Origin of the sequence: Mucilaginibacter sp. UR6-11, from assembly GCF_020880695.1 — a bacterium.
Lineage (GTDB): Bacteria > Bacteroidota > Bacteroidia > Sphingobacteriales > Sphingobacteriaceae > Mucilaginibacter.
The window spans coordinates 1,123,596-1,149,348 of the sequence record NZ_JAJIWO010000001.1 but is presented as its reverse complement, the minus strand read 5'-3'; the positions used below and the strand labels follow the sequence as shown (position 1 = coordinate 1,149,348).

Genomic DNA, 25,753 nt, shown 5'->3' with positions numbered 1-25,753 from the left:
GAACGATAATAATTAAATCCTTATTTTTGATGATTATTTAACACGCTCTAGCATCATGAAATATACCGCATCCCGCCTTTCAGAAGGCAATAAACTTTTCCCGGCAGAGATCATCGTTGAAGACACCGGGATTACCATTAAAATCCCCGGGTTTTTTAGCGGCGATGAAACATCGGTAGCCTACAGCAGTATTTCGGCGGTCGAGATTGATACCCCGCTTATCGGCTATTCAACCATACGTTTTTATCATAACGGCAATAAGGTAGAGGCTCACGGTTTTTCAAAAAGCGATGCCCAGGAGATTAAAGCAGCTATTGAAAACGGAAGGAATAAAGTAAGGGGCTAATGTGGCTTTTTTGCACTGCCTTACCACCCGTCATTGCGGGGAACGAAGCAATCTCTACATAAGCTATCGATTTGGGTTTGGTGCGGTGGTATACTGGCTTGAACGGGGTTCTTGCCGGCTGCATTCTTTGATACCAACATCCACCCGCTCAATCGCCGCGGGTAGGCTGTTGCTTTTGTCTTGATACAAAAGTAACCAAAAAATCAAGTCAGCCCGATCGCTGCCACTGCGCATGGCTAGGCTCCCGGCCGCGCGTGCTGACGGGCCTTTGCGCTCGCCCGTTTCACCCAAAACGCACAACTCAATTTAGAACCCCTCCAAATAACATTGTGACAAACCAGCTACTTCTGTTTAACGTTATATTTTGTAAATTCGCGGCACTTGTTTATTTTATGCGTTTTAATGCTTAATATAGGCCGGTATCGTTTTTCTGCTTACACTAAATACTACTCAAGATGGCTTTTGATTTAGACATGATCAAAAAGGTTTACGACCGTTACAGCACCCGCATTGCGGCTGCGCGTACAGCTACCGGTAAACACCTAACTTTAACCGAAAAAATATTATATGCTCACTTAAGCGAGGGTGATGCCAGGCAGGCCTATGGCCGTGGGGTTGATTATGTCGACTTCGCGCCCGACCGTGTGGCCATGCAGGATGCTACCGCGCAAATGGCGCTGCTGCAGTTTATGCAGGCAGGCCGTCCGCAGGTTGCTGTGCCGTCTACCGTACATTGCGATCACCTGATCCAGGCCAAAGTTGGCGCTGTTGAAGATCTGCATACCGCTGTTGATGTAAACCGCGAGGTTTATGATTTCCTGGCGTCGGTATCTGATAAATATGGTATCGGTTTCTGGAAAGCAGGCGCGGGCATTATCCACCAGGTAGTGCTGGAGAACTATGCTTTCCCGGGTGGTATGATGATTGGTACCGATAGCCATACCCCCAACGCGGGTGGTTTGGGCATGATTGCCATTGGTGTTGGCGGTGCCGATGCCTGCGACGTTATGGCCGGCTTACCCTGGGAGCTGAAGTTCCCGAAACTGATCGGTATTAAACTAACCGGAAAGCTTTCGGGCTGGACATCAGCTAAAGACGTTATTTTAAAAGTGGCGGGGATACTTACCGTAAAAGGTGGTACCGGCGCTATTGTTGAATATTTTGGCGAGGGCGCGCAATCGCTGTCGGCTACCGGTAAGGGTACCATCTGTAATATGGGTGCCGAGATTGGCGCCACTACCTCGATATTTGGTTATGACGAGAAACAGGCGGCTTACCTGCGCGGCACCAAACGTGCCGAGATTGCCGATGCTGCCGACGTTATTGCCGAGCACCTGACCGGCGACCCTGAGGTTTATGCCAACCCCGGTCAGTATTTTGACCAGGTGATTGAAATTAACCTGAGCGAACTGGAGCCGCATATTAACGGTCCGTTTACCCCCGACCTGGCCTGGCCGATCTCTAAATTCGCTACGGCGGTTAGAGAGAACAACTGGCCCGAGAAACTGGAAGTGGGCCTGATCGGGTCATGTACCAACTCATCATACGAAGATATTACCCGTTCGGCTTCCATAGCCGCGCAGGCCATTGATAAGGGCCTAAAAGTAAAGGCCGAGTTTACCATTACGCCGGGATCAGAACTGGTGCGTTACACGGTTGACCGTGACGGCTACCTGGATACCTTTGGTAAAATGGGTGGCGTGGTATTGGCTAACGCCTGCGGCCCGTGTATAGGCCAGTGGGCCCGTCATACCGACGATCCTACGCGCCGTAACTCTATCATCACCTCGTTTAACCGTAACTTTGCCAAGCGCCAGGACGGTAACCCCAATACGCATGCTTTCGTAGCGTCGCCCGAAGTGGTAACCGCGTTGGTTATAGCCGGCGATTTAACTTTTAACCCGCTGACCGATTACCTGACCAACGAAAAAGGCGAGCAGGTAAAACTGGATGAGCCGTTGGGTATTGAAATGCCGGTAAAAGGCTACGCGGTTGAGGATGCCGGTTACCAGGCCCCTGCCGAGGATGGCAGCCAGGTGGTGGTTAAGGTTGATCCGGCTTCGTCACGTTTGCAGTTGCTGGAGCCGTTTAAACCGTGGGAAGGTACTGACATTACCGGTTTGAAATTATTGATCAAGGCCAAAGGCAAATGTACCACCGATCATATCTCGATGGCCGGCCCGTGGTTAAAGTTCCGCGGTCACCTGGATAACATCAGTAACAACATGCTGATAGGCGCCATTAACTACTTTAATAACCTGCCCGATACCGTTAAAAACGAACTGACCGGCGAATACGGACCCGTACCCGCTACCCAGCGCGATTATAAGGCACATGGCATTGGCAGTATTGTAGTTGGCGACGAGAACTATGGCGAAGGCTCATCACGTGAGCATGCGGCTATGGAGCCACGCCACCTGGGTGTGCGTGCCATACTGGTAAAATCATTTGCCCGGATCCACGAAACCAACTTAAAGAAACAGGGTATGCTGGCCATCACCTTTGCCGATAGCAACGACTACGAGAAAATACAGGAAGATGATAAAATAGACATCACCGGCTTAACCACCTTTGCCCCGGGCAAACAGTTAACCGTTGTGCTGCACCATCATGATGGCACTACCGAACAGTTTGCGGTTAACCACACTTACAATGCTCAGCAAATTGAGTGGTTCAAAGCAGGCGGCGCGCTAAACATCATCCGCAGACAAATGGTGTAAGCTGATTTCGGAACCGGATTTTCGGTTTCTAATTTATATAATTTTGTAGAGACGCAATATTTTGCGTCTCTTTTTTGTTCCGGATGTTTTTATTGTTCCGCTCCCTTAGCGAAGATAACAGCAGGCTTCGCCTCTACCGTTTCCTTACCCGCTTCAACGTCAGTAAATTCTGCGCGTTAACGCTGTAGCCCGATATATTGTTTTGGTACAGGTTTACCCGTTTATCATAATACAGCACCACCACCGGGGCATTAGCCATGATGAGGTCATCCATTTGGCGGTAAAGGGCATACCGTTGCCCGTCGCCTTTAACGTTGTATGATTGCTCAAACAGCCTGTCGAACTCAGGGTTGCTAAACCCGGTATAATTGGGGCCGAAAGGTATCTTGTTTTTCGAATAAAAAAGCGACAGGTAATTCTCGCCATCCGGGTAATCCGCTATCCATGATCCGTAGAAAAAATTGATACCGTTTTTGGCCACCATTTCGCGCAGGCTGGCACCCTGGGTAACCTCGATTTTGGTTTTAATGCCGGCGCGTTCAAGCTCGGCCTGTACATATTCAATCAGGTTATGATAGGCCACGGTGGTGGTAAGCGTAATGGCCGGCAGGTTTTTGCCTTCGGGATAACCGGCTTCGGCCAGCAGCTGGCGCACCTTTGCAGGGTTATAACTGTAGCCCTTTACATCGGTTTCATTAAAGCCGGGCATCCCCTTGGGTACAAAGCCCTGGCTGCCGGGCGTGCCCAGGCTGTTGCGCAGGTATTTGATCAGTTTTTGCTTGTCGATAGCATAATTAATGGCCTGCCTTATCTTCAGTAGCCGTAACGGCGAGTGCTTAACTATCGGCAGCGTAGTATCCACCAGCATCCCTAAATACAGCGTATTTAAATAAGGCCCGGTGCTTAGTACAAACCGGCCTTTGTATTTCCGGGTTATCTGGCCGGATTTGGTTAAAATATCATCGCGGTAGCTGCCATCTATATCATTAAAAAAATCAAGGTTCTTTTTGATGAACTCCATAAAGGAGGTTTGCTTATCATCAATAAACGTGGCGCGTACGGCATCCAGGTAAGGCAGGCGGCGGCCGGTGCTGTCTTTCTCCCAGTACTTCTCGTTTTTTAGCAGTACCATTACCTCGCCTTCTTTCCAGTATTTAAACTTAAACGGACCGGTACCTACCGGATGGCTCCTGAAGTCCTTGCCATAAAATTCAACAACCTCGCTGGGCACTACCGAGCAATACTGCGCCGTGAGCATGCTGATAAACGGGGCGAACGGCTGTTTTAAGGTGACGCGGAAAGTGCTATCGTTAACCGCTTCAAAAGCCTGCCTGCCCACAACCTTATCACTAAAGATCCATGAGCCCGACGAGGCGACTTTAGGGTCAATTAAACGGCCGAAACTATAGGCAAAATCAGCGGCGACAACCTTGCGGCCAACGCCATGCTTAAAATGCGGGTCGTCCTGGAAACTGACATCATTGCGCAGATGAAAAGTATAAATTTTGCCATCGGCAGAGATCTCCCAGCTTTTGGCAATACAGGGAGATGTTTTTAAACTATCGTTGATCTGTACCAGCCCGTTATAGATCTGGTTATCCATCCAGATGGTATTATGGTTACGGCAAAAGGCAGGATCGAGCGAGGTAAGGCCCTCGTCGAGGTTGATGTTGAATACGGTTTGACTACTTTTGACGGCTGTCGAATTACAGGATGCCAATATCGCGCATAGCAAAAACAATATACTTAGCCGTCCTGTCAGTTTGTTCATTATGGCTAAAATACTTAATTAACCCATTTCCGGATAGCTAAGCAGTTCTATTTGACAATACCATTATAAAAAAAAGCCTCTGATAAAATACCTGCCAACCTGGCCCCAGCGGCTTTGTGCATCTGTTAAAACCTTCAACATCTGTTTATAGTCAACCACTATGCCTTTTTTAGGCGGAACCAGTTCCTTTTCACCCACAGCAACGGGGGTTACTTTGGTAGCTACCCATATTACGTGTTCATGGGGCAACGAAAGCTTCAGGATTATGCCAGGCAAGCCGGTGAATGATTCCGGTCCGCTGGGTACATGAATATCCTCGGCATAAAAAGCCACGACATAAACTGAATCTAAAACCAACCCATTAGCCCGCCGGCAGTTGTAGCCGGCAACAGTTTGGGTTTCGTCGGTGATCTTCCATTTTATTTTACGCAAGGTATCTTTAATCAGGTAGGTACGCTCATAAAACTCCTTTTGGGTGGTGGTGGTCCCACGGCTAAAATCTGAATATACGGTATTCAATTGGTCAGCAATAGGTGCATCATAATACCATTGTATGGATTTTCCGGGAATTGGCGTAAACAATGAACTGTTGACATTAAAGATGAGTGTGCTTTTATAAGTCAAAAATTGCGGCTCGCTTTTTAGGTATTGCTCGTAGTAGGCTTTATTACCGGCATTATCTGTTGTGACCTTATTTTTTATAATGGCAAACATATTTTGCGTTTTCTCGAACTCAATAACGCCACTGGTTACAAATTGCTTGTTTTGAGCGAATGCCAAATTGCTGTGAAGCATAACAAACAAGAGTATGGTTTTAACCGGATTTTTCATGGAGGTTATGGTTTTTGAGGTTGAGCCAGTGTGCCAAATTTGCTGAAATCCCACGTAACTGTTAACAGGAAAAATCGTTTGATCACCATATCGCGCGATTCGGTAAAGCTATCTGAAGTGCTTTTGCGATTATAACCGGTATTTTGGTTCAGCAGGTCGTTACCGGTGAGGGTGATCTTCAAATTTTCTTCTTTCAGGAATGCTTTACCAAGATAAGCTTTTAATAAAAACTTGCTGATAGCAGTGGGGTAAACCCGATTTGGTGCACTGTAGTTATAATTACCATCGGTACCGATAAAGAAGTTGAACGGCAATTTGTTATACTGGTGAAAGTCTATCTGGTAGCCCTTATAATCATTAGCCAGCTGCTGTAAATTTGTTTTGTTTTTGGTAATGGAAGCGGTAATGTTTACGCTATATGAATAATTAGTGGCACCCAGTCGTATGGGCAGGTCGGCTTCGTAGCTGATATTGCGGTTCTCGCTTAGTTTTTTATTAATCAGGTTATAGCTGCTGTTTCCTGAAATGCTAATATTGGGAAGCAGCAAAAGCTTAGAGCCTTTAGGGTGGCCATACACTTCTAAATAGGTGTTCCAGTTATTAGGATGTTTGCCATTAAGGTTTGAATATTGATAAGTATTTACCCCGGCCGAATCCGTCATCCGGTTATTTACAATAGCATTACTGGTAAAATTATAATTAGCTCTTAGGTTTACCCCCTGGTCGTTGATGGCCTGATATACCCGGTAAAAAAAGTTAAAGGCATTTGAAAATGACGGCTTGAGCAGCGGGTTGCCGATGGTGATATTTAACAAATCGTTGTTTTGGCGCAAGGGCTGTATCTGGTAAAATGAAGGTGTTTGGGTTTGGCCATTATACCCAAAGTTAATTGTAGCAGCTTTTGAAAACCTGTAAAAAAAATCAGCATGGGGGCTAAAGACGGTAAACTTGCGCGCGAGCACCGTGTCAAATAAATTGTCGGTTTGTTTTTGCTTTGAACTGCCCAAACTGCCGCTAAAACCTGTGTTGATTTTTTCGGAATTGTACCTGAGCGCCATATAATAATTATGAGCTGTGGTGGTAGTTGTATAGTCGTTACTATATAACAGGTCAGGGACATCATAAGCTCCAGCGGCCGATTTGTTAAACGATTGTTGATTATAGCTGTTTTTACTGTCTGAAAAATTCATACTAAAACTTATTGCCAGGTGCTTTGCGAGCGGTTCGGTATATAGAAAATTACCGTATAGATACCGGCTGTCGGTATTTGCTGGTTTGTATTGATCTGTTTTGGAGCTATGTGTATTGTCTAAATTTCCATTATCATCATAATAGTTCAGGTCTGATTTGAGATAACTGCCAGACTTTGTATTGTTAAGAGAAATGTCGCCGTAAGTAGAAAACGAGCGTCCGGGCTTTTTGAGTGATCGGTGATAGTCAACACTTAAATAGCTGTTTTTATTTCTATAGTCGCTGCTATTATGGGTAACATTGTTGTTTAATATCACGCCATTGCCGCGGACGGTAGTGGTGTTGTTATCTGAAACTGACGAAGCGTTTGAGGTGGCGTTAGAAGTCGCGATGCCGAGTGTTGACAGCGAATCTAATTTGGTATTAAATTGCGCATCCAGGCTTTGCCTGAAACTATGCGAATGTGAAGTGCTGTTGCTGCTGGTTGTATTAAAACCATCAGGCAACGTGATCTTCGACTGCGAAGTGCCTTGCCTATCGATGTTGAGCCCGCCTAGTTTATAAGTGGCGTTTAATGACTGCTTGTCTTTATTCCATTTACCGTCATAGTGTACGCCGCCATCGCGGGCAACAGGGATGCCGACACCATTAAATGCATAACTGTTAAAGCCACCGCCGTACTTACTGTTATCGCCGCCGCCCAGGCCTACATTGCCGGTGTTACCAGTGTTTCCGTAAACGGCTATCTTCTCTTTAGGCGAAAATTTATTGGCCATGAGCTGTCCGGCGTAACGCTTATCGGTGCCCATCCCGGCGTCGGCTTTGCCAAATACACCACGTTTTTTATCTTCACGAAGTACTACGTTTATAGTTTTTACCTTCTGCCCGTCATCCAGGCCGCTTTTCTTAGCTTGTTCGGTTTTATCGTCGTATACTTGAATTTTTGATACCATGTCGGCACGTACATTTTTGGTAATCAGTGCCGGGTCATCACCAAAAAATTCTTCGCCATCAACCAGCATCTTTTGTACCTGCTCACCCTGGAACAATATGACGCCGCTTTGGTTAATGCGCATACCGGGCAGCAATTTCAACAGGTCTTCAACTTTTGCATTTTTTTGCGTTGCGTAAGCAGCCGCGTTAAACTCGGTTGTATCGCCTTTTAATTTAATAGGTATAACTTTGGCTTTAATAATAACTTCATTAAGTAGCCGGGCTTTAAGTATAAGGCTTAGATCGCCAAATTCTTTCGAGGGATGGGCAGCATCCAATGTAAAGTCAGCCGAGTAATCGGCATAATCAGGGTAGGTCACCACCAGCAAAAACTTGCCCGGTTTAAGATTATCCACCTTAAACACACCTTTATTGGTATAAGTAAATTTTTGAATGATGGAATCTTTGGCGTTAAGGATTACTATGGTGGCACCGTCTACCTTTTGTTTGGTCGTGGTATCAGTAACGGAACCTGTTACAGTGTAGTTAACTTGTGCAACAGCCGTAAGGCTGCATAAGCAATAAATAATAATTATTGTGATTCGGTTTAGCATAAGGCGGTTTGGCGATGCAATGTAAAACTATTTAGCTAGTTTTAAAATAGTTAGCGGTTTTACGGTTTGATGATTAGACAAGAAATCATTCAAATAGTTGCATGGCCAGCCTATCAAAAGTAATTTAGGTTAGAAACTTTTGAAAAATTTGCCTGGAATACATGGCACCGGGTAAGACCCATAAGAGGTGGGCGCAGTTGTGTTTAACTGGAGTTTACTTCGCGATACAATCGCGAAATTATATTAAGCACTCGTCAAAGACGAGTGCAAGTGGTGAACTAATCTCTAATCTTCAGCCACTAATCTCTAACCTAAAATCGCTCTTTCAAAAACTCCCCGGTATAGCTTCCCTTCACTTTAATCAGATCTTCGGGTAAACCTTCAAATATCACTTTACCGCCACGGTCGCCACCTTCTGGGCCAATGTCAATTACCCAATCGGCGCATTTTATCACGTCCATGTTGTGCTCAATAACAATAATGGTATTGCCATGCTCCAACAGGGCATCGAACGATTTTAGGAGCTTCTTAATATCGTCAAAGTGCAGACCTGTAGTGGGCTCGTCAAAAATAAACAGGGTTTTATGCGGGTTATTTCCCTTAACCAGGAACGATGCCAGCTTGATCCGCTGTGCTTCGCCGCCCGATAGCGTATTGGATGATTGCCCCAGCTGCACATAGCCCAAGCCCACATCAAACAACGGTTTTATTTTGGCGATGATCTTCGGCTCGGCCGCAAAAAACTCAAGGGCCTCCTCAATGGTCATGCTTAGCACCTCGCTTACATTTTTTTCGTTGTAGGTAACATCAAGAATATGTTGTTTAAAACGTTTGCCTTCGCAGGTCTCGCAGGTTAAAAAGATATCAGCCATAAACTGCATCTCTATTTTTACCTCGCCTTCGCCCTGGCAAACATCGCAACGCCCGCCCTCCACATTAAAGGAGAAGGCTGATGGTTTTAACCCGGCCGCTTTAGCCGCCGGCCGTGCTGCATACAGGTTACGGATCTCGTCCCAGGCCTTAACATAAGTAACCGGGTTTGAGCGCGACGAACGGCCGATGGGGTTTTGGTCAACCAGTTCAACCTGTTCTATTTTAGCATAATCGCCTTCAATGGCATCATAGCTACCGGTTTGTTCGCCGTTGTAGTTGCCCAGCGTTTTTTGCAGGGCAGGGGCCAGGATGCGTTTTACCAAACTGGTTTTGCCGGAGCCCGACACCCCCGTAACCGCCGTGAACACCCCGAGGGGGAATTTGGCGGTAACGTGCTGCAGGTTATTTTCGCGCGCGCCTTTTATCTCGATAAAATCGTGCCACTTGCGGCGCTGCGCAGGGATGGCTATTTTTTCGCGGCCACTTAAATATTTGCCGGTAAGGCTATTGTTGTCTTTAATAATTTCATCGTAGGTGCCGCTAAAAATCAGTTCGCCGCCATGTGTGCCGGCAGCGGGGCCTATGTCAATGATATGGTCGGCAGCCTGCGTGATCTCTTCTTCGTGCTCAACAACCAAAACCGTGTTGCCTACGTCGCGTAATGATTTTAGCACGGTGATTAACCGTTGCGTGTCACGCGGGTGCAAACCAATACTTGGCTCGTCCAGCACATAAATGGAGCCCACTAAACTACTGCCCAATGAAGTTGCCAGGTTAATCCGTTGCGACTCGCCGCCTGACAGGGTGTTCGATAACCGGTTCAAAGTTAAATAGCTTAACCCCACACCATTTAAAAAACTTAACCGGTTGGTGATCTCGGTTAATAAACGTTTGCCTACGGTGATATCCGTTTCATTTAACTGCAGGCCGTTAAAAAAATCAAGGGCTTTATCCAGCGCCATTAAAACCACGTCGGTTATCGAGTGGTCGTTTATCTTAACATAAGTGGCGTCGTGTCGCAGGCGGCTCCCTTTGCACTCGGGGCAGGTTGTTTTACCGCGGTAGCGCGACAGCATCACCCTGTATTGGATTTTATAGGTTTGCGCCTCCATCTCTTTAAAGAACTGGTCAAGCCCGCGGAAATATTTATTACCGGTCCACAACAGCCTTTGTTCCTGGGCCGTAAGCTGGTTGTACTGGCGATGGATAGGGAAATCAAACTTTAAAGCGTGTTTTACCAGTTCGTCGTTCCATTCGCGCATTTTTTCGCCGCGCCAGGGGGCAATAGCGCCCTCGTATATGGTTTTACTTTTATCGGGGATAACCAGGTCCTCGTCAATGCCGATAACCTTACCGTAGCCCTCGCAGCGTTTACAGGCGCCATAGGGGTTATTAAAGCTGAAGAAATTTGGTGTGGGCTCTTCAAATTTTATTCCGTCCAATTCAAACCGGTCGCAAAAGAAACGTTCTTTTTCGGTTTCGGCATCAGGCTCCTGGTAACGCACATAGCAATCGCCTTTACCCTCAAAAAACGCGGTTTGTATTGAGTCGCCGAGGCGGCTCATGGTTTCGTCCGACTCATCTTTGGTAATGCGGTCAATTACAATATGTACGGCGTGGTGAGTGTTAAGCAGGGAGTGATGGGTGGTGGTTGTTGAATCTGCGGCAAGCCCGCCATCATCTTTAATCTTTGTCTTTTTACTTTTAACTTTTTCGGTATCGGCGTCCTCAAAGCTACCCCAGGCAGTGTTGTCCAGTCCCTCTTCTTCCAATAAAGCTTCAATACGCGATATCTTACCCTGGTACTCTACCCTTACGAAACCTTTTTGCATTAATACCGCCAGCTCTTCTTTTAAGCTGCGGTTATTGTGCGGATATAAAGGGCAAAGTATGGTTGCCTGCGTCTCATTGGGCAGGGTCATTATAAAGTTGATGACATCAGTAACCGAATCTTTCTTAACAATGCCGCCCGATACCGGCGATATGGTTTTGCCGATTCTTGAAAAAAGCAGCTTCAGGTAATCATAGATCTCGGTTGATGTACCAACGGTCGACCGCGGGTTTGAGGTGATCACCTTTTGTTCAATAGCAATAGCTGGGGCAATCCCTTTTATATAATCAACGTCGGGCTTGTTCATGCGGCCCAGGAACTGGCGGGCGTACGATGAAAGGCTTTCTACGTAACGGCGCTGGCCCTCGGCATATAACGTATCAAAAGCCAGGGACGATTTGCCAGATCCCGACATACCGGTTACCACAACCAGCTTATTTTTAGGTATGGCCACGTCCAGGTTTTTAAGGTTGTGCACCCGGCTGCCTTTGATGATGATATGCTTTTTAGGATCCTTGTCTGCTTCTTTGATCATTGTTCTTTGTATTAGTCCATAGACGGTGGCCCATGGTCCATATTATTTTTTCCTGTTTGGTAACCGCATTTTCAACCATCGTCCGTAAACTATGGTGCTATAGATTTTTAGCTACCCGATTAAACCTTTGTTAAAAAAGGCGTCTAACCAGGTATAGCCAATAATCGTGCGCTTTTTTTGAAAAGGCAAAAATCCTAAAATTTTTAGCAGTATCCAAATAACATCGCAAAGCAATAAATATTATGACACAAAAAAATTATTTGTTTTTTAACGCAGAATTTGTTTTATTTGATGTAACAATTTATTTACCCCTCAAAGAAATCTCTATCGATTAGAAGCTGTACTTAACAATTTATTCAAACTAAGTTAAAGTAAACGCTTTATATGGATTTTCAATTGCAAAGTGATCAGGATCTAATCCATCTGTACATTGGCGGCGACGAGAACGGATTAGTCGAGCTAATTCGCCGTTATCAAACCAAAATCTACACTTCTATTTACCTTTTGGTTAAGGATGAGTTCCTGGCCGAAGATATTTTTCAGGATACTTTTATTAAGGTTATTAATACACTCAGAGCCGGCAAGTATAATGAAGAAGGTAAGTTTTTGCCCTGGGTAACCCGCATTGCCCACAATTTGGTTATTGACCATTTTAGGCGCGAGAAACGGGCCCCCATGGTTAGCAACGGGGATGATTTTGATATTTTTGAGGTGCTGGGTAACTACGATGAAAGTACCGAAGACCGTATGGTACGCGAACAAACCCACAAAGACCTGAAAACACTCATACAATTTTTACCATCCGAACAGAAGGAAGTGTTGATTATGCGCCACTTTGGCGATATGAGCTTTAAAGAAATTGCTGACATAACCGACGTTAGCATAAACACAGCCCTTGGCCGCATGCGTTACGCGCTAAATAACCTGCGCAAAATGATGCAAACCAAAGAACTGAGCTTAAAAAATTAAGATTAAGCAGATCGATTAAAAAGAAGCTGCCTGCCCGTTTACCGGAGCAGGCAGCTTCTTTATATAGGCGATCTCCTTATACGACATTGCTTCGTTTTCCTGCAATTAGGGGGGATTATTTCTTTTTCAAATTCTTCTTAAAGCGCCAGAACAAAAAGCGCAGCCATAATTTTGGGCCAAAGTATTTGCGTACCAGCCTGCTGCGGTCGGCTTCAAAAACTTTGTCTGTTGATGTGCTTGATACTCCGGTTTGGTTAAAGTTGGCTACCAGATGGTCGCGAAATTCAAAACGGAACGCGCCGCTGTTATACAGTTCCATATTTAAAGCGTAATCGGCAGATATGGGGTAGCGGGTATTGAATTGATAGTTATCAAAAACCGCCTTTGGATAGATCATGGCCTGGTGGCAGAGACCATATTTGGCAAATCCATATTCATTTACGGGGATGGTGGGTCCGCCCAGCGTCATTACCCGGCCGTAGTAAATAGTGGTTTCATCTTTTAGTTCGTAAGCCAAATTAGTAAAATCTTCAAACAGTACATCGTCGGCACCCAAAAAATAGATCCACCCGCCGGTTATGTGTTTGATGCCTTTGTTCATGGCGTCATAGATCCCTGCGTCCTTTTCGCTTTTCCAGTAGGCCAGGCGGTCGTTGTTTTCTGCTAATATCTTAACCGTGCCGTCGGTGCTTTGCCCGTCAATCACCACAATTTCAAGTGCGGGATATTTTTGGCTGTAGATGCTATCCAGGCAGGCCTGCAAGGTTTCGGCGGCGTTATAGGTAACGATAATGATGGATATTTTGGGCGTGTTTGCTTTCACCATATTTTCTGCGGCGTTTAACATGTCAATTATTTATAACCAGTAGCGTATATTTGGGGCGCATCGTTTTAAATAAGGTATTACAAAGTAAATACTTTATTTAAGTACGCGGTTTAAATAAATATAATATCACTACATGAAGGTTGCAGGTTTTACTTTTATACGTAACGCGGTAAAAAACGACTATCCCATTGTGGAGGCAATTACATCCATATTGCCGCTTTGTGACGAGTTTGTAGTGGCCCTGGGCAATAGCGAAGATGAAACCGGACAATTGATCTTAGGCATCAACTCGCCCAAGATCAGGATCATTAACACCGTTTGGGATGAAAACATCCGCGAAGGCGGTGCTGTATTCGCAGTCGAGACCGATAAAGCGTTTCACGGGATTTCGCCTGACGTAGACTGGGCCTTTTATATCCAGGGCGATGAGTGCGTGCATGAAAAATATCTCCCGGTTATTAAAAAGGAGATGGAAGAGAACCTGAATAATAAGGATATAGAAGGGTTGTTGTTTAAATATCTTCATTTTTATGGGTCATATGATTATTACGGGCATTCGCGCCGCTGGTACCGCCGCGAGATCAGGGTGCTGCGCAATAACCCGGCTATCCATGCTTACCGCGATGCGCAGGGCTTTAGGTGGAATGACAGAAAGATCAACGTAAAACTAATTGACGCTTATATATATCATTACGGTTGGGTAAAACCACCTGCAGGGCTTAAAAACAAACTGCGCAGCTTTAATAAGTTTTATCATGATGATGCATGGATAGAACAAAATGTACCCGAGACCTACGAGTTCGACTATAAAAATGCTGATAGATTAATCCGGTTTACGGATACCCACCCGGCAGTAATGCAAAAACGTATTGCTGCTACTAACTGGCAGCTGGATATTGATCTGGATAAACTGAAAAAGAAAATGACCCTGCGCCGCAGGGCGCTGCAAAAAATTGAAGATTGGACCGGCTGGCGAGTAAGCGAGTATAGAAATTATAAACTGCTTAAATGAAAAGGGTACTCTACTTCTTCCCGGATAATGTAGGCCGCCAAAACGCGGGCAATAAAACCCGGGCCATACAATTATTAAAGTATTTTAAGCAGAAAGGCTATCAGGTTGATTTTGCCAGTCTTAAACATGAAAAGGCTGATCAGGAAACCGAGCAGGATACGGTCAATTTTTTAATTGATAATAAGCTGGCCGATAAGGTTTATTTGCTGCCGAGGAAACCGGGCAAAGGCAACCCGATAGTATACTTTTTGAAATATAAATTGTGGGACCTGATTTATTACTGGTTCGCTTATCCGCTTAAATCAAACATCCCCACGTTTTTAACCATCAGGTTAAAGCATGCCTTTGAGGATGTATTGAAGGCTAATAGCTACGATGATATTATTATAAGCTATGTAACCTGCGCCGGGCTGGTATCAAACAAGTCGCTGCTAAAAGGAGCGAAGACCATCATAGATACCCATGATTTTATCACCGCCCAGTTTAAATACAAAAGAAACTTTAATCTGGGGGTAACTTTTCAGGATGAGATCAGCAGGCTGAACAGCTTTGACGAGGTATGGGCCATATCACATGAGGAACAATACGTGTTTGGGCAGTTTTGCAAATCAAACGTGCGTTTGGTGCCATTGATGATCGATATGGATCATATTACGGAACAACCGGTCGCCTTAAAAAAATACGACCTGGTTTATGTTGCCAGCGATAATGTGCATAATAAACGGTCGGCCGATTGGTTCTTTGACAAGGTGTACCCTTTATTGCCCGCGGATATCAAGATCTGTGTGATCGGGCTGATCAATAAATCTATACCGGCGCAATACAAAATTGAGCGTATCGCTTATGCCGAAAACCTGGACGAATATTATGCCGGGTCAAAAATTGCGCTCTGCCCCATGCTTACCGGCACCGGTGTAAAAGTAAAGGTGGTTGAAGCGTTGGCACACGGGCTGCCGGTAGTTTGTACATTACGCGGGATAGACGGTTTACCCAATAAAAGGTTAAACGGCTGCCTGGTAAGTGATGACCCGGCCGGGTTTGCCGCTAACATTATTACCCTGCTTAATGATAAAGCAGTTTATGCCGCCCAAAGCGCCTTTGCCAAAGAATTATTTAATAACAGCTTCAGCAAATCTGTAATTTATAAGGAGCTGGACAGCGCGTTTAACTAATGGATATCAAAAACCGCCACTTATTTAGGCTAACCCGTTTTGTGCTGCTTAAGCTGCCGGCGTTTTTCAGGCTTCTGGCCAGGTTCAGGACACCAAAAAAACGTTTGCTGCTGATAAAAACCGATGCTATAGGCGATTATATCCTGTTCAGGAATTTTATTGAGATCGTAAAGCGATCTGAAAAATATAAAGATTACCGGATAGACCTGCTGGGTAACAGCCTTTGGCGAGATATTACCCTGGCCTATGACGAGCAGTTTTTAGGCGAAATGTACTTTGTTAACCCCAATAATTTTTACGAGGCCCCGCTAAAAACGTTAAAACAGGGCTGGCGTCTGTTCGCCAATAATTACGAAGCAGTATTACAACCCACCTATACCCGTGTTTTTATTACTGATGGCTTTGCCGGCCTTACAGCTGCCAGGCATATCATCGGTTTTGAAAGTGATAACGAAGGCATAGTGCCCCGCTATAAAAACAAAACAGATAAATTTTATACCCGGCGTTTGCTGCTGCCAGCAGACAGCTATTTTGAATTTGAAAGAAACACCTTCTTTTTTGAAACTGTGTTAGAGACAAAGATCACTATCCAATGGCCGCAAATAAACACCCCTGGCGGGCAAAAGCAAGGCATAGCCATATTGCCGGGCGCCGGCGCATTTAAACGCGGTTGGCAAGGCGAAAAGTTTTTGCAACTGATCCGCCGGATACTGCAGGGCACCAGCCAGCCGGTTTACCTGATTGGCGGCCCCGCCGAGGCAAGGGCCGGCGACTACCTGATGCAAAACCTTGAACCCGGCAGCATTGAAAACCTGATCAATAAAACCACCCTGCCGCAGCTGATAGAAAAAATTGGAAGCTCGGCCCTGTTAATAGCTAACGAAACCAGCGCCATACACATGGCGGTTGCTGCGCAAACCCCGTCGGTATGTATTTTAGGTGGCGGGCATTTTGAACGGTTTGCGCCTTACCCGGCCGGCACTAACTGCGCGCCGGTTTGCGTTTATGAAAAACTGCCATGTTACTATTGCAACTGGCTCTGCATTTATAAAACCGAAAGCCATGAGCCCTTTCCCTGTATTTCAACCATTAGCCTGGAGAATGTATGGCAGGCAACCCGGCCGCTGCTGCCCGCATAACAGTAATTGATATTTTACGTTAACTTTGCAGACTTTATAATTTTTAATGAAAACATATTTCAGGCTACTTTCATTTGCCAGGCCGATTGAAAAATTTGCTATACCATATATTCTATTTACACTTTTGTATGTGTTTTTCAGCACCATGGTGCTGGTGCTGCTGGGGCCACTGTTAAATGCCTTATTTCCAACTAATACCTGTAATACTGCTGCTGTTGCTACGGTATCACAAACAGGGCATCCTCCGTCAATCTTTCACATGACCGAGTTGTTTAAGTATTACCTGCAATATTATATCATCCATTATGGCGGCGCCTGGGGCGCGTTAAAGTTTGTGTGCCTGGTTATTATTGTATTTGTTTTTTTGGGGAACCTGTTCAGGTACCTGTCGCAACGCACTATGGAAAACCTGCGGGTGCATACCTTATTAAACTTGCGCAAAACAGTGTTTAATAATGTGATCGATCTGCACCTGGCTTATTTCAGTAATGAGCGTAAGGGTGATATTATATCCAAAGTTTCGTCGGATGTGCAGGTGGTCCAGTACTCAGTAACCGGCACCTTACAGGTTATATTTAAAGAGCCGCTTACCATGATCGCTTATATGATAGCGTTGGTTAGCATTTCTGCCAAGCTTACCTTGTTTTCATTATTGGTTATTCCTGTCTCCGCATTCATCATATCGCGCATTGTAAAAAGGTTAAAGGCACAGGCTATTGCCGCGCAGCAATCTTATGGCAATATGATCAGTTACCTGGATGAAGCCTTATCAGGGATCAAAATTATTAAAGCTTTTAACGCTACCGATTTTATAAAAAACAGGTTTAATAAAGAAAATCAAACGTATTCAAATATCGCCCGGTCAATGGCCAGGCGCCAGCAGCTGGCCTCGCCCGTATCCGAGACCTTGTCGGTTACCATGATCTCTTTTATAGTGATGTATGGTGGGTATTTAATTTTAAATCACAAGTCGGATCTGGATGCCGGGCATTTTATAGCTTACATCGGGATCTTCTCGCAACTGATGCGGCCGGCCAAAGCTATTTCAGACTCGTTTAGTAATATCCACTCGGGCATAGCAGCCGGCGAGCGCGTACTGGCACTGATTGATGAGAAACCATTAATAACCGATGCCCCTGATGCCATAGTTGTTACTGAATTTAATGAAGGCCTGCATTTTAACAAAGTAAATTTTGCCTATGACGAAAAGGTGGTTCTGTCGGATATCACCTTTACCGTGCCCAAGGGTAAAACGGTGGCGCTGGTTGGCCCGTCGGGCGGTGGTAAATCAACACTGATGGATCTGATCCCGAGATTTATGGATCCAAAATCGGGCACTATTTCTATTGACGATCACGAGATAAAACACATTACCGCTAATTCATTACGTGGTTTAATGGGCGTAGTTAACCAGGAATCTATTTTATTTAACGATTCTATCTATAATAACATCGCCTTCGGTAAAACAGATGCCACGCCAGAGCAAGTTGAGGCAGCAGCACGCATTGCCAATGCACACAACTTCATCCTGGAAACCGAAAATGGTTATAACACCAACATCGGCGACCGCGGCACCAAGCTATCCGGCGGGCAGCGCCAGCGGATCTGCATAGCGCGCGCGGTACTAACTAACCCGCCAATTATGTTGCTGGATGAAGCTACATCGGCGTTAGATACCGAGTCTGAAAAATTAGTACAGGATGCGTTGAATAACCTGATGAAAAACCGCACATCATTAATCATCGCGCACCGTTTAAGCACCATACAAAACGCAGATATTATTGTGGTATTAGAGAATGGCCGGATTGTGGAAACCGGTAATCACCAGGAGCTAATCAATCATAACGGCTTATACCGCAAGTTGATAGATATGCAAACTTTTAGCGCGGATTGATCTATTTTATCGTTTTAATTAAACAGCTTTTTTATCGGCCCGGTACGCTCTGATAATTTGCCGGATAGTAAAATAAACGTCGTATTTTCTTCTGCAGATGATTTTAACTAAAATGTAACATTTTAGTTAAAGTTAATAACAGTGCTTTTTATTTGTTAGCATTGTTATAATATAAAACTTAAACTTATCATCTATGAAAAACCACGCGTGCCTTACCGGCTTCGTCGCATTGGTTCTATCTGCCAACTTAATAAGTTGCAAAGCAGACAAGAACATTCAACCTACTTCGCAGGGAAACATCAACGTCGAAACATTAAAAACCTATTTATCCAGAACACTAGGTGTTTCGAACGATGAAATTGATGTCAATCAACAAAATTTTACTGTCAGGGGTCATTCCCTAACCATAAAAGATGTTGAAAATCAATATGCTACTGCAAATGAGTACAAAATTAAATATGGTATTACTAAAATTAATCAATAATAAGATGAAGCATTTTTTTAGAACTATCATAATATTGTTTGTATTAATATCAGGCATTAGTAAATCAAAGGCCGCAATAGCTATAAATTCATTTTCAATAGCAACCAATAATTTAAATAATGGTAAAGTAGCCATAGGGACAAGCGGATCAACCAACGTAACTTTTAGTTTTTCATTAACCCGTGGCTTTGATTCGAATGGCCAATATGAAACCACTATCGCCTATGTGCGATTGGTTTATAAAAGCCCTTCAGGAGTATTTACAGATTTAACAGCTCCAAATTTATCATCTTCAGATATAAGTGTTGGAGACTTTGAATTTGCTGGCAGCTATCTTTATAGTAAAACAACTACTGCTAGTATACCAGCGGCTGATATAGGCGGTACGGTTTATCTTGATGTTTTTTATTGGGATAAAAATAACCTGCTTATGGATTTGACCTCTTCTACCACTTATACTACTGTAAGCATTGGATCTACCGGGACTGTAACAACCCCGCCAATTGACTGGCCAACATTAGATGTTTTTTTTCTACAAGGTTCAACCTTGCAATGTAATATAGTGGAGGGAGATCCATATATTACTACCTCCACTACCAGCCGTTATGGAAGTACTAAAATTAGTGTAAGTGATACTCAGCCGGTTTTGCTTGTCGGTCAATCAATTTATTCGCCAAATCATCTTTACAGGCTAACATTGCAAGTTGACGGAAATTTAGTGCTCTACAAAAAAAATACTGATGGATCAGAAACCGGCCTTTGGTCAAGCAGGACTGTAGGGAAATCACCAACGGGTTTATATTTTCAGAGCGACGGTAATTTAGTTCTGTATACAGGAGATCACACCCCTACAAATCCGGTTTCAGGTGCCTGGGCGTCAATGTTATACAATAATACCGGGATGCATACGGTTCAATATGCATTTTACCTGCTGCAAAATGACGGAAATTTTGTTGAGTATTGGCCTACGTATGACGTACATTATGGTTTGGTATGGGCTGTGGTTGCCGCAACCGATACTGGAAATAATGGCGTAGGGGCGGTGACTGCCCATGGTGGAAGTTTAAACCCCTGGCTAACTACCGCTCTTAAAGATGTTGTAAGTAATTTTAAAAATACACCTTGGCAGTAAAAGGTTTATATACCTGGTGCAATTTGAATGACTTAAACGTAATTGAATTGTACCAGGTATAATTTCATACCTATTATGCTTTGTTATGAATAAGTTTCTTTAATGCTATTCTTCCATTAAGGCTCCTCCAATAATAAATATAGCCTATCACTCTCAATATGAAAAGATTTTTACTGCTAACTAACCCGCCAATTATGTTGCTGGATGAAGCTAAATCGGCATTAGATACCGAGTCTGATAGTTTTTTATAATCAATAAAAGGGTAAGGTAACTAAAACGAGCAGTTGGTGCTGTTTACTTGCAAATGAATATAAACTGCAAGCGATTGAATTAATACAAAAAAGAGATATGAAATAAATTATAAAACTATATGCTAAATTAAGTTTGAGATGAAGGCTTAACTATAAATGTTCTGACATCTTCCTTCTCAAATTGATACCATGATTTTTTTTGTACACTGATAAATTTATCTTCAGGCATGTACATTCCCAAAAACAAACCAGGATTGGTGGTGTAGGTACCCACGGCTAATGTTGAGCTAGCCATGAGTTGAATCGAAGCAAATAATTTAACCAGGTCTGTTTGGCGTTTCTGCGGGCTTTCTTTCATAAAATCAGCGTGCACATATCCGCGCTCCTCTTTTTTTACCAATGTGTAAAAATTAAGATATGGGTAGTCTCTTTGCAAATTTTCGATAACTGTATAGTCATCCGTCAGGATAAAAATATCTTTCAAACCAGACTGCTCTCTGGCTTTATCTACGTAAACGCTTACCGGCACAAAATTAAACTCTGTATCCTTGTCGCCCCGCCTGATGTTAAGCGATATGTATCCGACAGGAAGATTTACGCTGCCCATAATTGGCTGAATATTAGTTTTGGTTTCGAAATTGAACTGATAGACCATTTTAACAAACTCGCGTGAAATATCTCTAAGATTACCTTTTAATCCCAGTTCTGGAAAATCAAATTGTTCTTTTTCAAAATCGCCATTATAAAACCGGGAGAACAATTCGTAGGTTAAAGCCGTATTACCGTTGAATAAACGGTAGGCCCACCAGACCAAGCGGTTTTTTGGTTTGATTTTAGGTGCGATTTCGCGTCTGTTAAATTTTTTATGAAATGAGGACGAGGTAATTTCTTCGCAAAAGGGCTCAAAGAAATCAGTCCAACCTTTATTGATATTAAACTTAGAATTGCCTGTATATAAAACGAACCGGTATTGATACTTCAAACAATAAATCATTCCGAAGATCATATTGTTAAATTCGGAATAGAAACCACCCTCTGACCCAAAGGTAAAAATATAAGTTTTATTAAAAGAATCGTTCAGTTTACGGTAAACAGCTAACCTATCCATATACAATATTAGTAAAACTAAAGGGGATTCATTTCCAATCTAATCCCCTTTTTTATAAATGCAGGAAATTTAAACGATAAGGTGTTATCAGCTAATTGCCTTTAATTGGTAGGTAAAGGCCGCTTATATTAAACGCCAACCAATTTTTTTGCCTTTGAGTCGCCGATAAACAACACAATAACAAGCGTTAAGCTATACAAAGCTACAAATGTTACTATCTTAAATAGTACGAGCAGTGGCAACGCCAGGTGGTTTATGTCGAAAGGCAAATGCATAAATATTTCGGGGAATAAAAATACCAGCAAAATATAATGGATCAGGTAAATTCCATAAGTTGTTTGCCTTGGTTTAAGATAGTTGATGAATTTGAAATTTTTTATTTTAAGCAACATCGCGAAGAAAGCGAGCGAAAAAAGAATATTGCTGATGCGTAACGTATTAAACGGATCAATGCTTTTACCATGTAACCAGGTAATTTCATAAAGGGACAATCCAAACGTTAATAACATCAACATAAACAAGGAAAAAAAGGAAACTTTTTCTATGCGTCGCCCTATTGATTGCCAGTATTTTCGCAGCTGTGCACCCATCCATAAAAAGAAAACAAAACCTAAAATAGCCGTTGTATGCCTGGGGTCTATCCACTCGTAATGAATGTCAATTACATAAAACAGCGTAAATGCCATCAATGTGCCGCCAAGATACCACGAGTATAGGTATCGCCTGAATATCAATAAAATGGTGATACTGATCAGGAAGTTTATAATGAACCAGTAACTGGTATACAGATAAACAGTCTTTATAAGAGTAAGGATATTGGTTAAATTAAACTCGTCGTCATGATAAATGCGCGCTTTGATGCGCAGGGTAATTAACCCTGCCAGAATATAAACAAAGGTCCAGAAAACCCAGGGGCCAAACGTGGTTGATATGCGGCGCCTCAAATATTGGGCTGGCGAGTAATCAGCAAATTTTTCGCTGATAAGAAACCCGGCCAATAAAAAGAAAGCGATCGTTCCAAACTTCGTAAATTGTATCAACGAAGCAAACGTCCAGTATTTTGCCGACTCAAACGGGATGTTGGTTAAGTTAAAAGCAACGCTGTGTTCGGCCACGATGCTCATCATGGCAATACCACGGATGGCATCTATAAATTCGTAATTCTTCTTAGCCGGCGCTTCGTTAACTAAATTCTGCATAGACGTTGCAAATATACAGTTTGTCTTAGTTAACGTTCGTCACAATTATATTATATAGAAGTTAGCTAAACCGACGGGGCCGACATAAGCGGCCGGATAAATATTGACAAGACCAATTAAAGGTTGAAACCCAGTCCCAGCAGCAAGGCCTGCTGGCGGTATGATGGTACAAAGTTGCTGGCGCTTTTATTGGTCCTCTGCAAATCAAATGTATAAAGGGCATGTATGCTGATTGAGCGGGTGAGGTCTAACCCCGCGCCTGCCACGCCCTGGTAACGTATGTTTGTGCCCGAATACTGATAGTTTTTACGCATGGCTACCGGGAAACTGTTACTGAATTTGTTGCTTGTTGATAAAATAAAGGAAACCTGCGGGCCTATAAAGAATTTAAGCCTCCCACCCGTATTAAACTTAGCCATAACCGGGATATCAACAGACTGGCTGCGTTGTGAAAAAGTGCCCGACGGGGTATTGGCAGTATAGCCTTTTTGCGCGTAAAGTAATGCCGGCATTATTGACATCGGCTCAATGGCCGGCAGGGCAACATTAAATCCAAGGCTAAAGCCGGCCAGGTTACCGGTAGTGAAATTTGTGCCATCAGTGGTGTTTGAGATAGTTGCGTCGGCTTCAAAACCAAATTTGGTTTCGTAGAAATTATTATAACCAGCACGATCTCCATTGAAATAGGTTTGAGCTTTTAAAACCCGTGAACCCAATAGTATTACAGCCAAAAGTATAATTTTTCTCATCTTATTACACGCCTAATTAAACAGTTATAATAAGTTGTAATAATAATTAACTTTTGTCGTAAAAGGTAACTTTTGCGGTAATAATAATTAACTTTTATTTTGCTGTATGTCATTGTATACGAGGTATGTTGATAAAGGGTTTCAGTTAATTTGCGTTTTTAATTTACTTTTGGCCCATGACCATCAAAATGTTTTTTACCTGTGCTGCCATTACCCTGTCAACTTTAATTTGTAATGATACCCTGGCCCAGCAAAATAGTTATATCCAAAGCCTTGGCCAGCAAAACCATTGGGTAGATTCTGTATATAACAAGCTTAGCCGCAGGCAAAAAATTGCGCAGTTGTTCTTTATCAGGGCTCATACCAATTTAAGCAGGGCTTTTGAAGATTCGGTAGCTAAAGTTATTGAAAGTGAGCAGGTTGGCGGCATTGTTTTTTTTCAGGGTGGGCCCGGCAGGCAGGCCGCTTTAACAAACCGGTACCAGCACCTGGCCCGGGTGCCACTGTTGGTGGCCATGGACGGTGAATGGGGAGTTGGTATGCGGTTGGATTCGACGCTTTCCTATCCGTACCAGATGACATTGGGCGCTATACAGGATAATACATTGGTTTACCGGATGGGGCAGCAGGTGGCTTATGATTTTAAGCGGCTTGGGTTGCAAATGAATTTTGCGCCCGATATGGATGTGAATAATAACCCGGATAACCCGGTTATCAACTACCGCAGCTTTGGTGATAATAAATATAATGTGGCAAAAAAAGGGATAGCTTACTTCAAAGGGATGCAGGAGGCAGGTTTGTTAACTACTGCAAAGCATTTCCCGGGCCATGGCGATACCAATGTTGATTCACATCTGGAACTGCCGTTATTGCCATTTACCCGCCAGCGCCTGGATTCATTAGAAGAATATCCTTTCAGAGAGGCCATAGCCGCCGGCATTAACGGAGTAATGATTGCCCACATGAGCATCCCCGCGTTAGACAGTGCTAAGAACCGGCCATCAACTTTATCCCGAAAAATTGTAACCGGTGTTTTAAAAGATTCATTAGGATTTAAGGGACTGGTTGTTTCTGATGCCATGGAAATGAAGGCAGTAACCAAATACTTCCCTGACGGCGAAGCCGAATTGCAGGCTTTTTTAGCGGGAAACGATATTATTGAGTTGTCGTTAAATTTGGACAAGGCTATTTCGAAAATAAAAAAGGCAGTGCGCAAGGGATTGATATCGAAAGCGGAATTTGAGGCAAAGGTTAAAAAAGTATTGGCGGCCAAATATTGGGCGGGCCTTAACAGCCGTAAGGATGTTGAGCTGAAAAACCTGTCGGCTGATTTGAACCGTGAGCCGGCCAGGCTGCTGATCCAGCAGCTAAGCGATGCTTCGGTAACCATGGTAAAAGGCACTCCTGAGGCGGTAAGGCTAAATCCACTTCAAAAAACAGCGATTGTGAGCATCGGTGTTGACCGTTATACCACCTTCCAGACAGAACTTTCAAAATGGTCTACCAACTGCCATTTGTTTACAGTTAATAAAAGCACCCCCGTGCCCGAGCTAAACAGGTTGCTGGAGATGTTAAAAGAGTACAACCAGGTATATGTAAGCATAAATGATACCCGCACCCGCCCTGCCAGCAAACTCGATTATAGTAATGGCGTAAAAGAATTTATTGCCGCGTTAACCGCGCATAACAATACCGTAATAAGTGTTTTTGCCAACGCTTATACGCTGGCGGGTTTACCCGGAATTGAAAAAAGCACCGGATTGCTGGTATGCTATCAAATGAGTGATGAGCTGCAGCGGTCGGCGGTTAAAGTGTTTACCGGTCAGCTAAAGCCTACAGGTAAATTACCTGTAAGCATAAATGTGTTTTTCCCCGGGGGGACAGGAACCGGTTTATAATTACATTCTTAATCTAAGGGATACAGAGCGGCCAAGCGCCTGTACTAAGTTCGGGTCAATAGAGTTGCTTTGATCTTTTTGCACCCATGTTTTTTTATCATCCATCACCAATTCCACCTTTTCGCCGTTAAAAATTATTTCCAATTCGGTGGTGTGTTTGTCTATCAGGTTTGTATTAAGTATCTGATAGATATAGTCTTTATCATCAAAAGTTATTCTCATCGGTAATCCCATAGTCTCAATCCTCGGGGGTAAAGATAATAATTGAGGGTGTT

19 protein-coding genes are annotated in these 25,753 nt (G+C 43.7%); 10 read left to right on the top strand and 9 right to left on the bottom strand.

Going from position 1 to position 25,753, the window contains the following annotated elements:
* Nucleotides 1-55 precede the first annotated feature (55 nt).
* On the top strand, nucleotides 56-346 hold the full coding sequence (locus LJ658_RS05330; RefSeq protein WP_230545422.1) for a PH domain-containing protein: 291 nt from the start codon (nucleotides 56-58) through the stop codon (nucleotides 344-346).
* A 455-nt stretch (nucleotides 347-801) separates the two neighbouring features.
* Complete coding sequence (locus LJ658_RS05325; protein WP_230545421.1) at nucleotides 802-3,066, top strand: aconitate hydratase; 2,265 nt, start codon at nucleotides 802-804, stop codon at nucleotides 3,064-3,066.
* A 133-nt stretch (nucleotides 3,067-3,199) separates the two neighbouring features.
* Here the strand turns inward: LJ658_RS05325 and LJ658_RS05320 are convergent, their stop codons facing one another.
* From LJ658_RS05320 to uvrA, 4 genes are all read right to left on the bottom strand, one after another.
* The gene (locus LJ658_RS05320) at nucleotides 3,200-4,837 is read right to left on the bottom strand and encodes an ABC transporter substrate-binding protein (RefSeq protein ID WP_230545420.1); all 1,638 of its coding nucleotides are present in this window, start codon (nucleotides 4,835-4,837) and stop codon (nucleotides 3,200-3,202) included.
* 63 nt (nucleotides 4,838-4,900) lie between these two features.
* A complete protein-coding gene (locus tag LJ658_RS05315; protein ID WP_230545419.1) occupies nucleotides 4,901-5,668 on the bottom strand; it encodes a GLPGLI family protein in 768 nt (255 codons plus the stop codon).
* A 5-nt stretch (nucleotides 5,669-5,673) separates the two neighbouring features.
* Nucleotides 5,674-8,406, bottom strand: coding sequence for an outer membrane beta-barrel protein (locus LJ658_RS05310; RefSeq protein WP_230545418.1), 2,733 nt, complete (start codon nucleotides 8,404-8,406; stop codon nucleotides 5,674-5,676).
* Nucleotides 8,407-8,717: 311 nt separating this feature from the next.
* Nucleotides 8,718-11,645, bottom strand: a complete 2,928-nt coding sequence (uvrA, locus tag LJ658_RS05305) for an excinuclease ABC subunit UvrA (protein ID WP_230545417.1) — start codon at nucleotides 11,643-11,645, stop codon at nucleotides 8,718-8,720.
* A 384-nt stretch (nucleotides 11,646-12,029) separates the two neighbouring features.
* Between uvrA and LJ658_RS05300 the strand changes: the two genes are divergently transcribed.
* Nucleotides 12,030-12,614, top strand: a complete 585-nt coding sequence (locus LJ658_RS05300; protein ID WP_230545416.1) for an RNA polymerase sigma factor — start codon at nucleotides 12,030-12,032, stop codon at nucleotides 12,612-12,614.
* A gap of 115 nt (nucleotides 12,615-12,729) precedes the next feature.
* Here LJ658_RS05300 and LJ658_RS05295 read toward each other — a convergent pair whose 3' ends face one another.
* Nucleotides 12,730-13,461: a glycosyltransferase family 2 protein gene (locus LJ658_RS05295; protein ID WP_230545415.1), complete on the bottom strand. Its 732-nt coding sequence runs from the start codon at nucleotides 13,459-13,461 to the stop codon at nucleotides 12,730-12,732.
* A gap of 112 nt (nucleotides 13,462-13,573) precedes the next feature.
* Between LJ658_RS05295 and LJ658_RS05290 the strand changes: the two genes are divergently transcribed.
* From LJ658_RS05290 to LJ658_RS05265, 6 genes are all read left to right on the top strand, one after another.
* A complete protein-coding gene (locus LJ658_RS05290) occupies nucleotides 13,574-14,452 on the top strand; it encodes a glycosyltransferase family 2 protein (protein ID WP_230545414.1) in 879 nt (292 codons plus the stop codon).
* Nucleotides 14,449-15,624 (top strand): glycosyltransferase, encoded by a 1,176-nt coding sequence (locus LJ658_RS05285; protein WP_230545413.1) that lies wholly within the window; start codon nucleotides 14,449-14,451, stop codon nucleotides 15,622-15,624. Before LJ658_RS05290 ends, LJ658_RS05285 begins: the two co-directional genes overlap by 4 nt.
* On the top strand, nucleotides 15,624-16,763 hold the full coding sequence (locus LJ658_RS05280) for a glycosyltransferase family 9 protein (RefSeq protein WP_230545412.1): 1,140 nt from the start codon (nucleotides 15,624-15,626) through the stop codon (nucleotides 16,761-16,763). Before LJ658_RS05285 ends, LJ658_RS05280 begins: the two co-directional genes overlap by 1 nt.
* A 46-nt stretch (nucleotides 16,764-16,809) precedes the next feature.
* Nucleotides 16,810-18,657: an ABC transporter ATP-binding protein gene (locus LJ658_RS05275; RefSeq protein WP_230545411.1), complete on the top strand. Its 1,848-nt coding sequence runs from the start codon at nucleotides 16,810-16,812 to the stop codon at nucleotides 18,655-18,657.
* A gap of 193 nt (nucleotides 18,658-18,850) precedes the next feature.
* Nucleotides 18,851-19,141 (top strand): hypothetical protein, encoded by a 291-nt coding sequence (locus tag LJ658_RS05270; protein WP_230545410.1) that lies wholly within the window; start codon nucleotides 18,851-18,853, stop codon nucleotides 19,139-19,141.
* On the top strand, nucleotides 19,098-20,273 hold the full coding sequence (locus LJ658_RS05265; RefSeq protein WP_230545409.1) for a hypothetical protein: 1,176 nt from the start codon (nucleotides 19,098-19,100) through the stop codon (nucleotides 20,271-20,273). The genes LJ658_RS05270 and LJ658_RS05265 overlap by 44 nt, the downstream gene beginning before the upstream one ends.
* A 378-nt stretch (nucleotides 20,274-20,651) precedes the next feature.
* On the opposite strand, the gene LJ658_RS05260 is transcribed toward LJ658_RS05265, so the two are convergent.
* The 3 genes from LJ658_RS05260 to LJ658_RS05250 form a co-directional block, all read right to left on the bottom strand.
* Entirely contained in the window at nucleotides 20,652-21,632 is a 981-nt protein-coding gene (locus LJ658_RS05260; RefSeq protein ID WP_230545408.1) for a hypothetical protein, read from the bottom strand.
* A 128-nt stretch (nucleotides 21,633-21,760) separates the two neighbouring features.
* Nucleotides 21,761-22,831, bottom strand: coding sequence for an acyltransferase (locus LJ658_RS05255; RefSeq protein ID WP_230545407.1), 1,071 nt, complete (start codon nucleotides 22,829-22,831; stop codon nucleotides 21,761-21,763).
* 116 nt (nucleotides 22,832-22,947) lie between these two features.
* A complete protein-coding gene (locus LJ658_RS05250; RefSeq protein ID WP_230545406.1) occupies nucleotides 22,948-23,580 on the bottom strand; it encodes a porin family protein in 633 nt (210 codons plus the stop codon).
* 188 nt (nucleotides 23,581-23,768) lie between these two features.
* On the opposite strand from LJ658_RS05250, the gene LJ658_RS05245 reads away from it, so the two are divergent.
* On the top strand, nucleotides 23,769-25,478 hold the full coding sequence (locus LJ658_RS05245) for a glycoside hydrolase family 3 protein (protein WP_230545405.1): 1,710 nt from the start codon (nucleotides 23,769-23,771) through the stop codon (nucleotides 25,476-25,478).
* Here the strand turns inward: LJ658_RS05245 and LJ658_RS05240 are convergent, their stop codons facing one another.
* Entirely contained in the window at nucleotides 25,479-25,700 is a 222-nt protein-coding gene (locus tag LJ658_RS05240; RefSeq protein WP_230545404.1) for a hypothetical protein, read from the bottom strand.
* Between the last annotated feature and the right edge of the window lie 53 nt (nucleotides 25,701-25,753).

Coding starts and splice junctions, on each gene's coding strand:
- LJ658_RS05330 (WP_230545422.1), top strand. CDS start 56: ATGAAATATACCGCATCCCGCCTTTCAGAAGGCAATAAACTTTTCCCG.
- LJ658_RS05325 (WP_230545421.1), top strand. CDS start 802: ATGGCTTTTGATTTAGACATGATCAAAAAGGTTTACGACCGTTACAGC.
- LJ658_RS05320 (WP_230545420.1), bottom strand. CDS start 4,837: ATGAACAAACTGACAGGACGGCTAAGTATATTGTTTTTGCTATGCGCG.
- LJ658_RS05315 (WP_230545419.1), bottom strand. CDS start 5,668: ATGAAAAATCCGGTTAAAACCATACTCTTGTTTGTTATGCTTCACAGC.
- LJ658_RS05310 (WP_230545418.1), bottom strand. CDS start 8,406: ATGCTAAACCGAATCACAATAATTATTATTTATTGCTTATGCAGCCTT.
- uvrA (WP_230545417.1), bottom strand. CDS start 11,645: ATGATCAAAGAAGCAGACAAGGATCCTAAAAAGCATATCATCATCAAA.
- LJ658_RS05300 (WP_230545416.1), top strand. CDS start 12,030: ATGGATTTTCAATTGCAAAGTGATCAGGATCTAATCCATCTGTACATT.
- LJ658_RS05295 (WP_230545415.1), bottom strand. CDS start 13,461: ATGTTAAACGCCGCAGAAAATATGGTGAAAGCAAACACGCCCAAAATA.
- LJ658_RS05290 (WP_230545414.1), top strand. CDS start 13,574: ATGAAGGTTGCAGGTTTTACTTTTATACGTAACGCGGTAAAAAACGAC.
- LJ658_RS05285 (WP_230545413.1), top strand. CDS start 14,449: ATGAAAAGGGTACTCTACTTCTTCCCGGATAATGTAGGCCGCCAAAAC.
- LJ658_RS05280 (WP_230545412.1), top strand. CDS start 15,624: ATGGATATCAAAAACCGCCACTTATTTAGGCTAACCCGTTTTGTGCTG.
- LJ658_RS05275 (WP_230545411.1), top strand. CDS start 16,810: ATGAAAACATATTTCAGGCTACTTTCATTTGCCAGGCCGATTGAAAAA.
- LJ658_RS05270 (WP_230545410.1), top strand. CDS start 18,851: ATGAAAAACCACGCGTGCCTTACCGGCTTCGTCGCATTGGTTCTATCT.
- LJ658_RS05265 (WP_230545409.1), top strand. CDS start 19,098: ATGAGTACAAAATTAAATATGGTATTACTAAAATTAATCAATAATAAG.
- LJ658_RS05260 (WP_230545408.1), bottom strand. CDS start 21,632: ATGGATAGGTTAGCTGTTTACCGTAAACTGAACGATTCTTTTAATAAA.
- LJ658_RS05255 (WP_230545407.1), bottom strand. CDS start 22,831: ATGCAGAATTTAGTTAACGAAGCGCCGGCTAAGAAGAATTACGAATTT.
- LJ658_RS05250 (WP_230545406.1), bottom strand. CDS start 23,580: ATGAGAAAAATTATACTTTTGGCTGTAATACTATTGGGTTCACGGGTT.
- LJ658_RS05245 (WP_230545405.1), top strand. CDS start 23,769: ATGTTTTTTACCTGTGCTGCCATTACCCTGTCAACTTTAATTTGTAAT.
- LJ658_RS05240 (WP_230545404.1), bottom strand. CDS start 25,700: ATGAGAATAACTTTTGATGATAAAGACTATATCTATCAGATACTTAAT.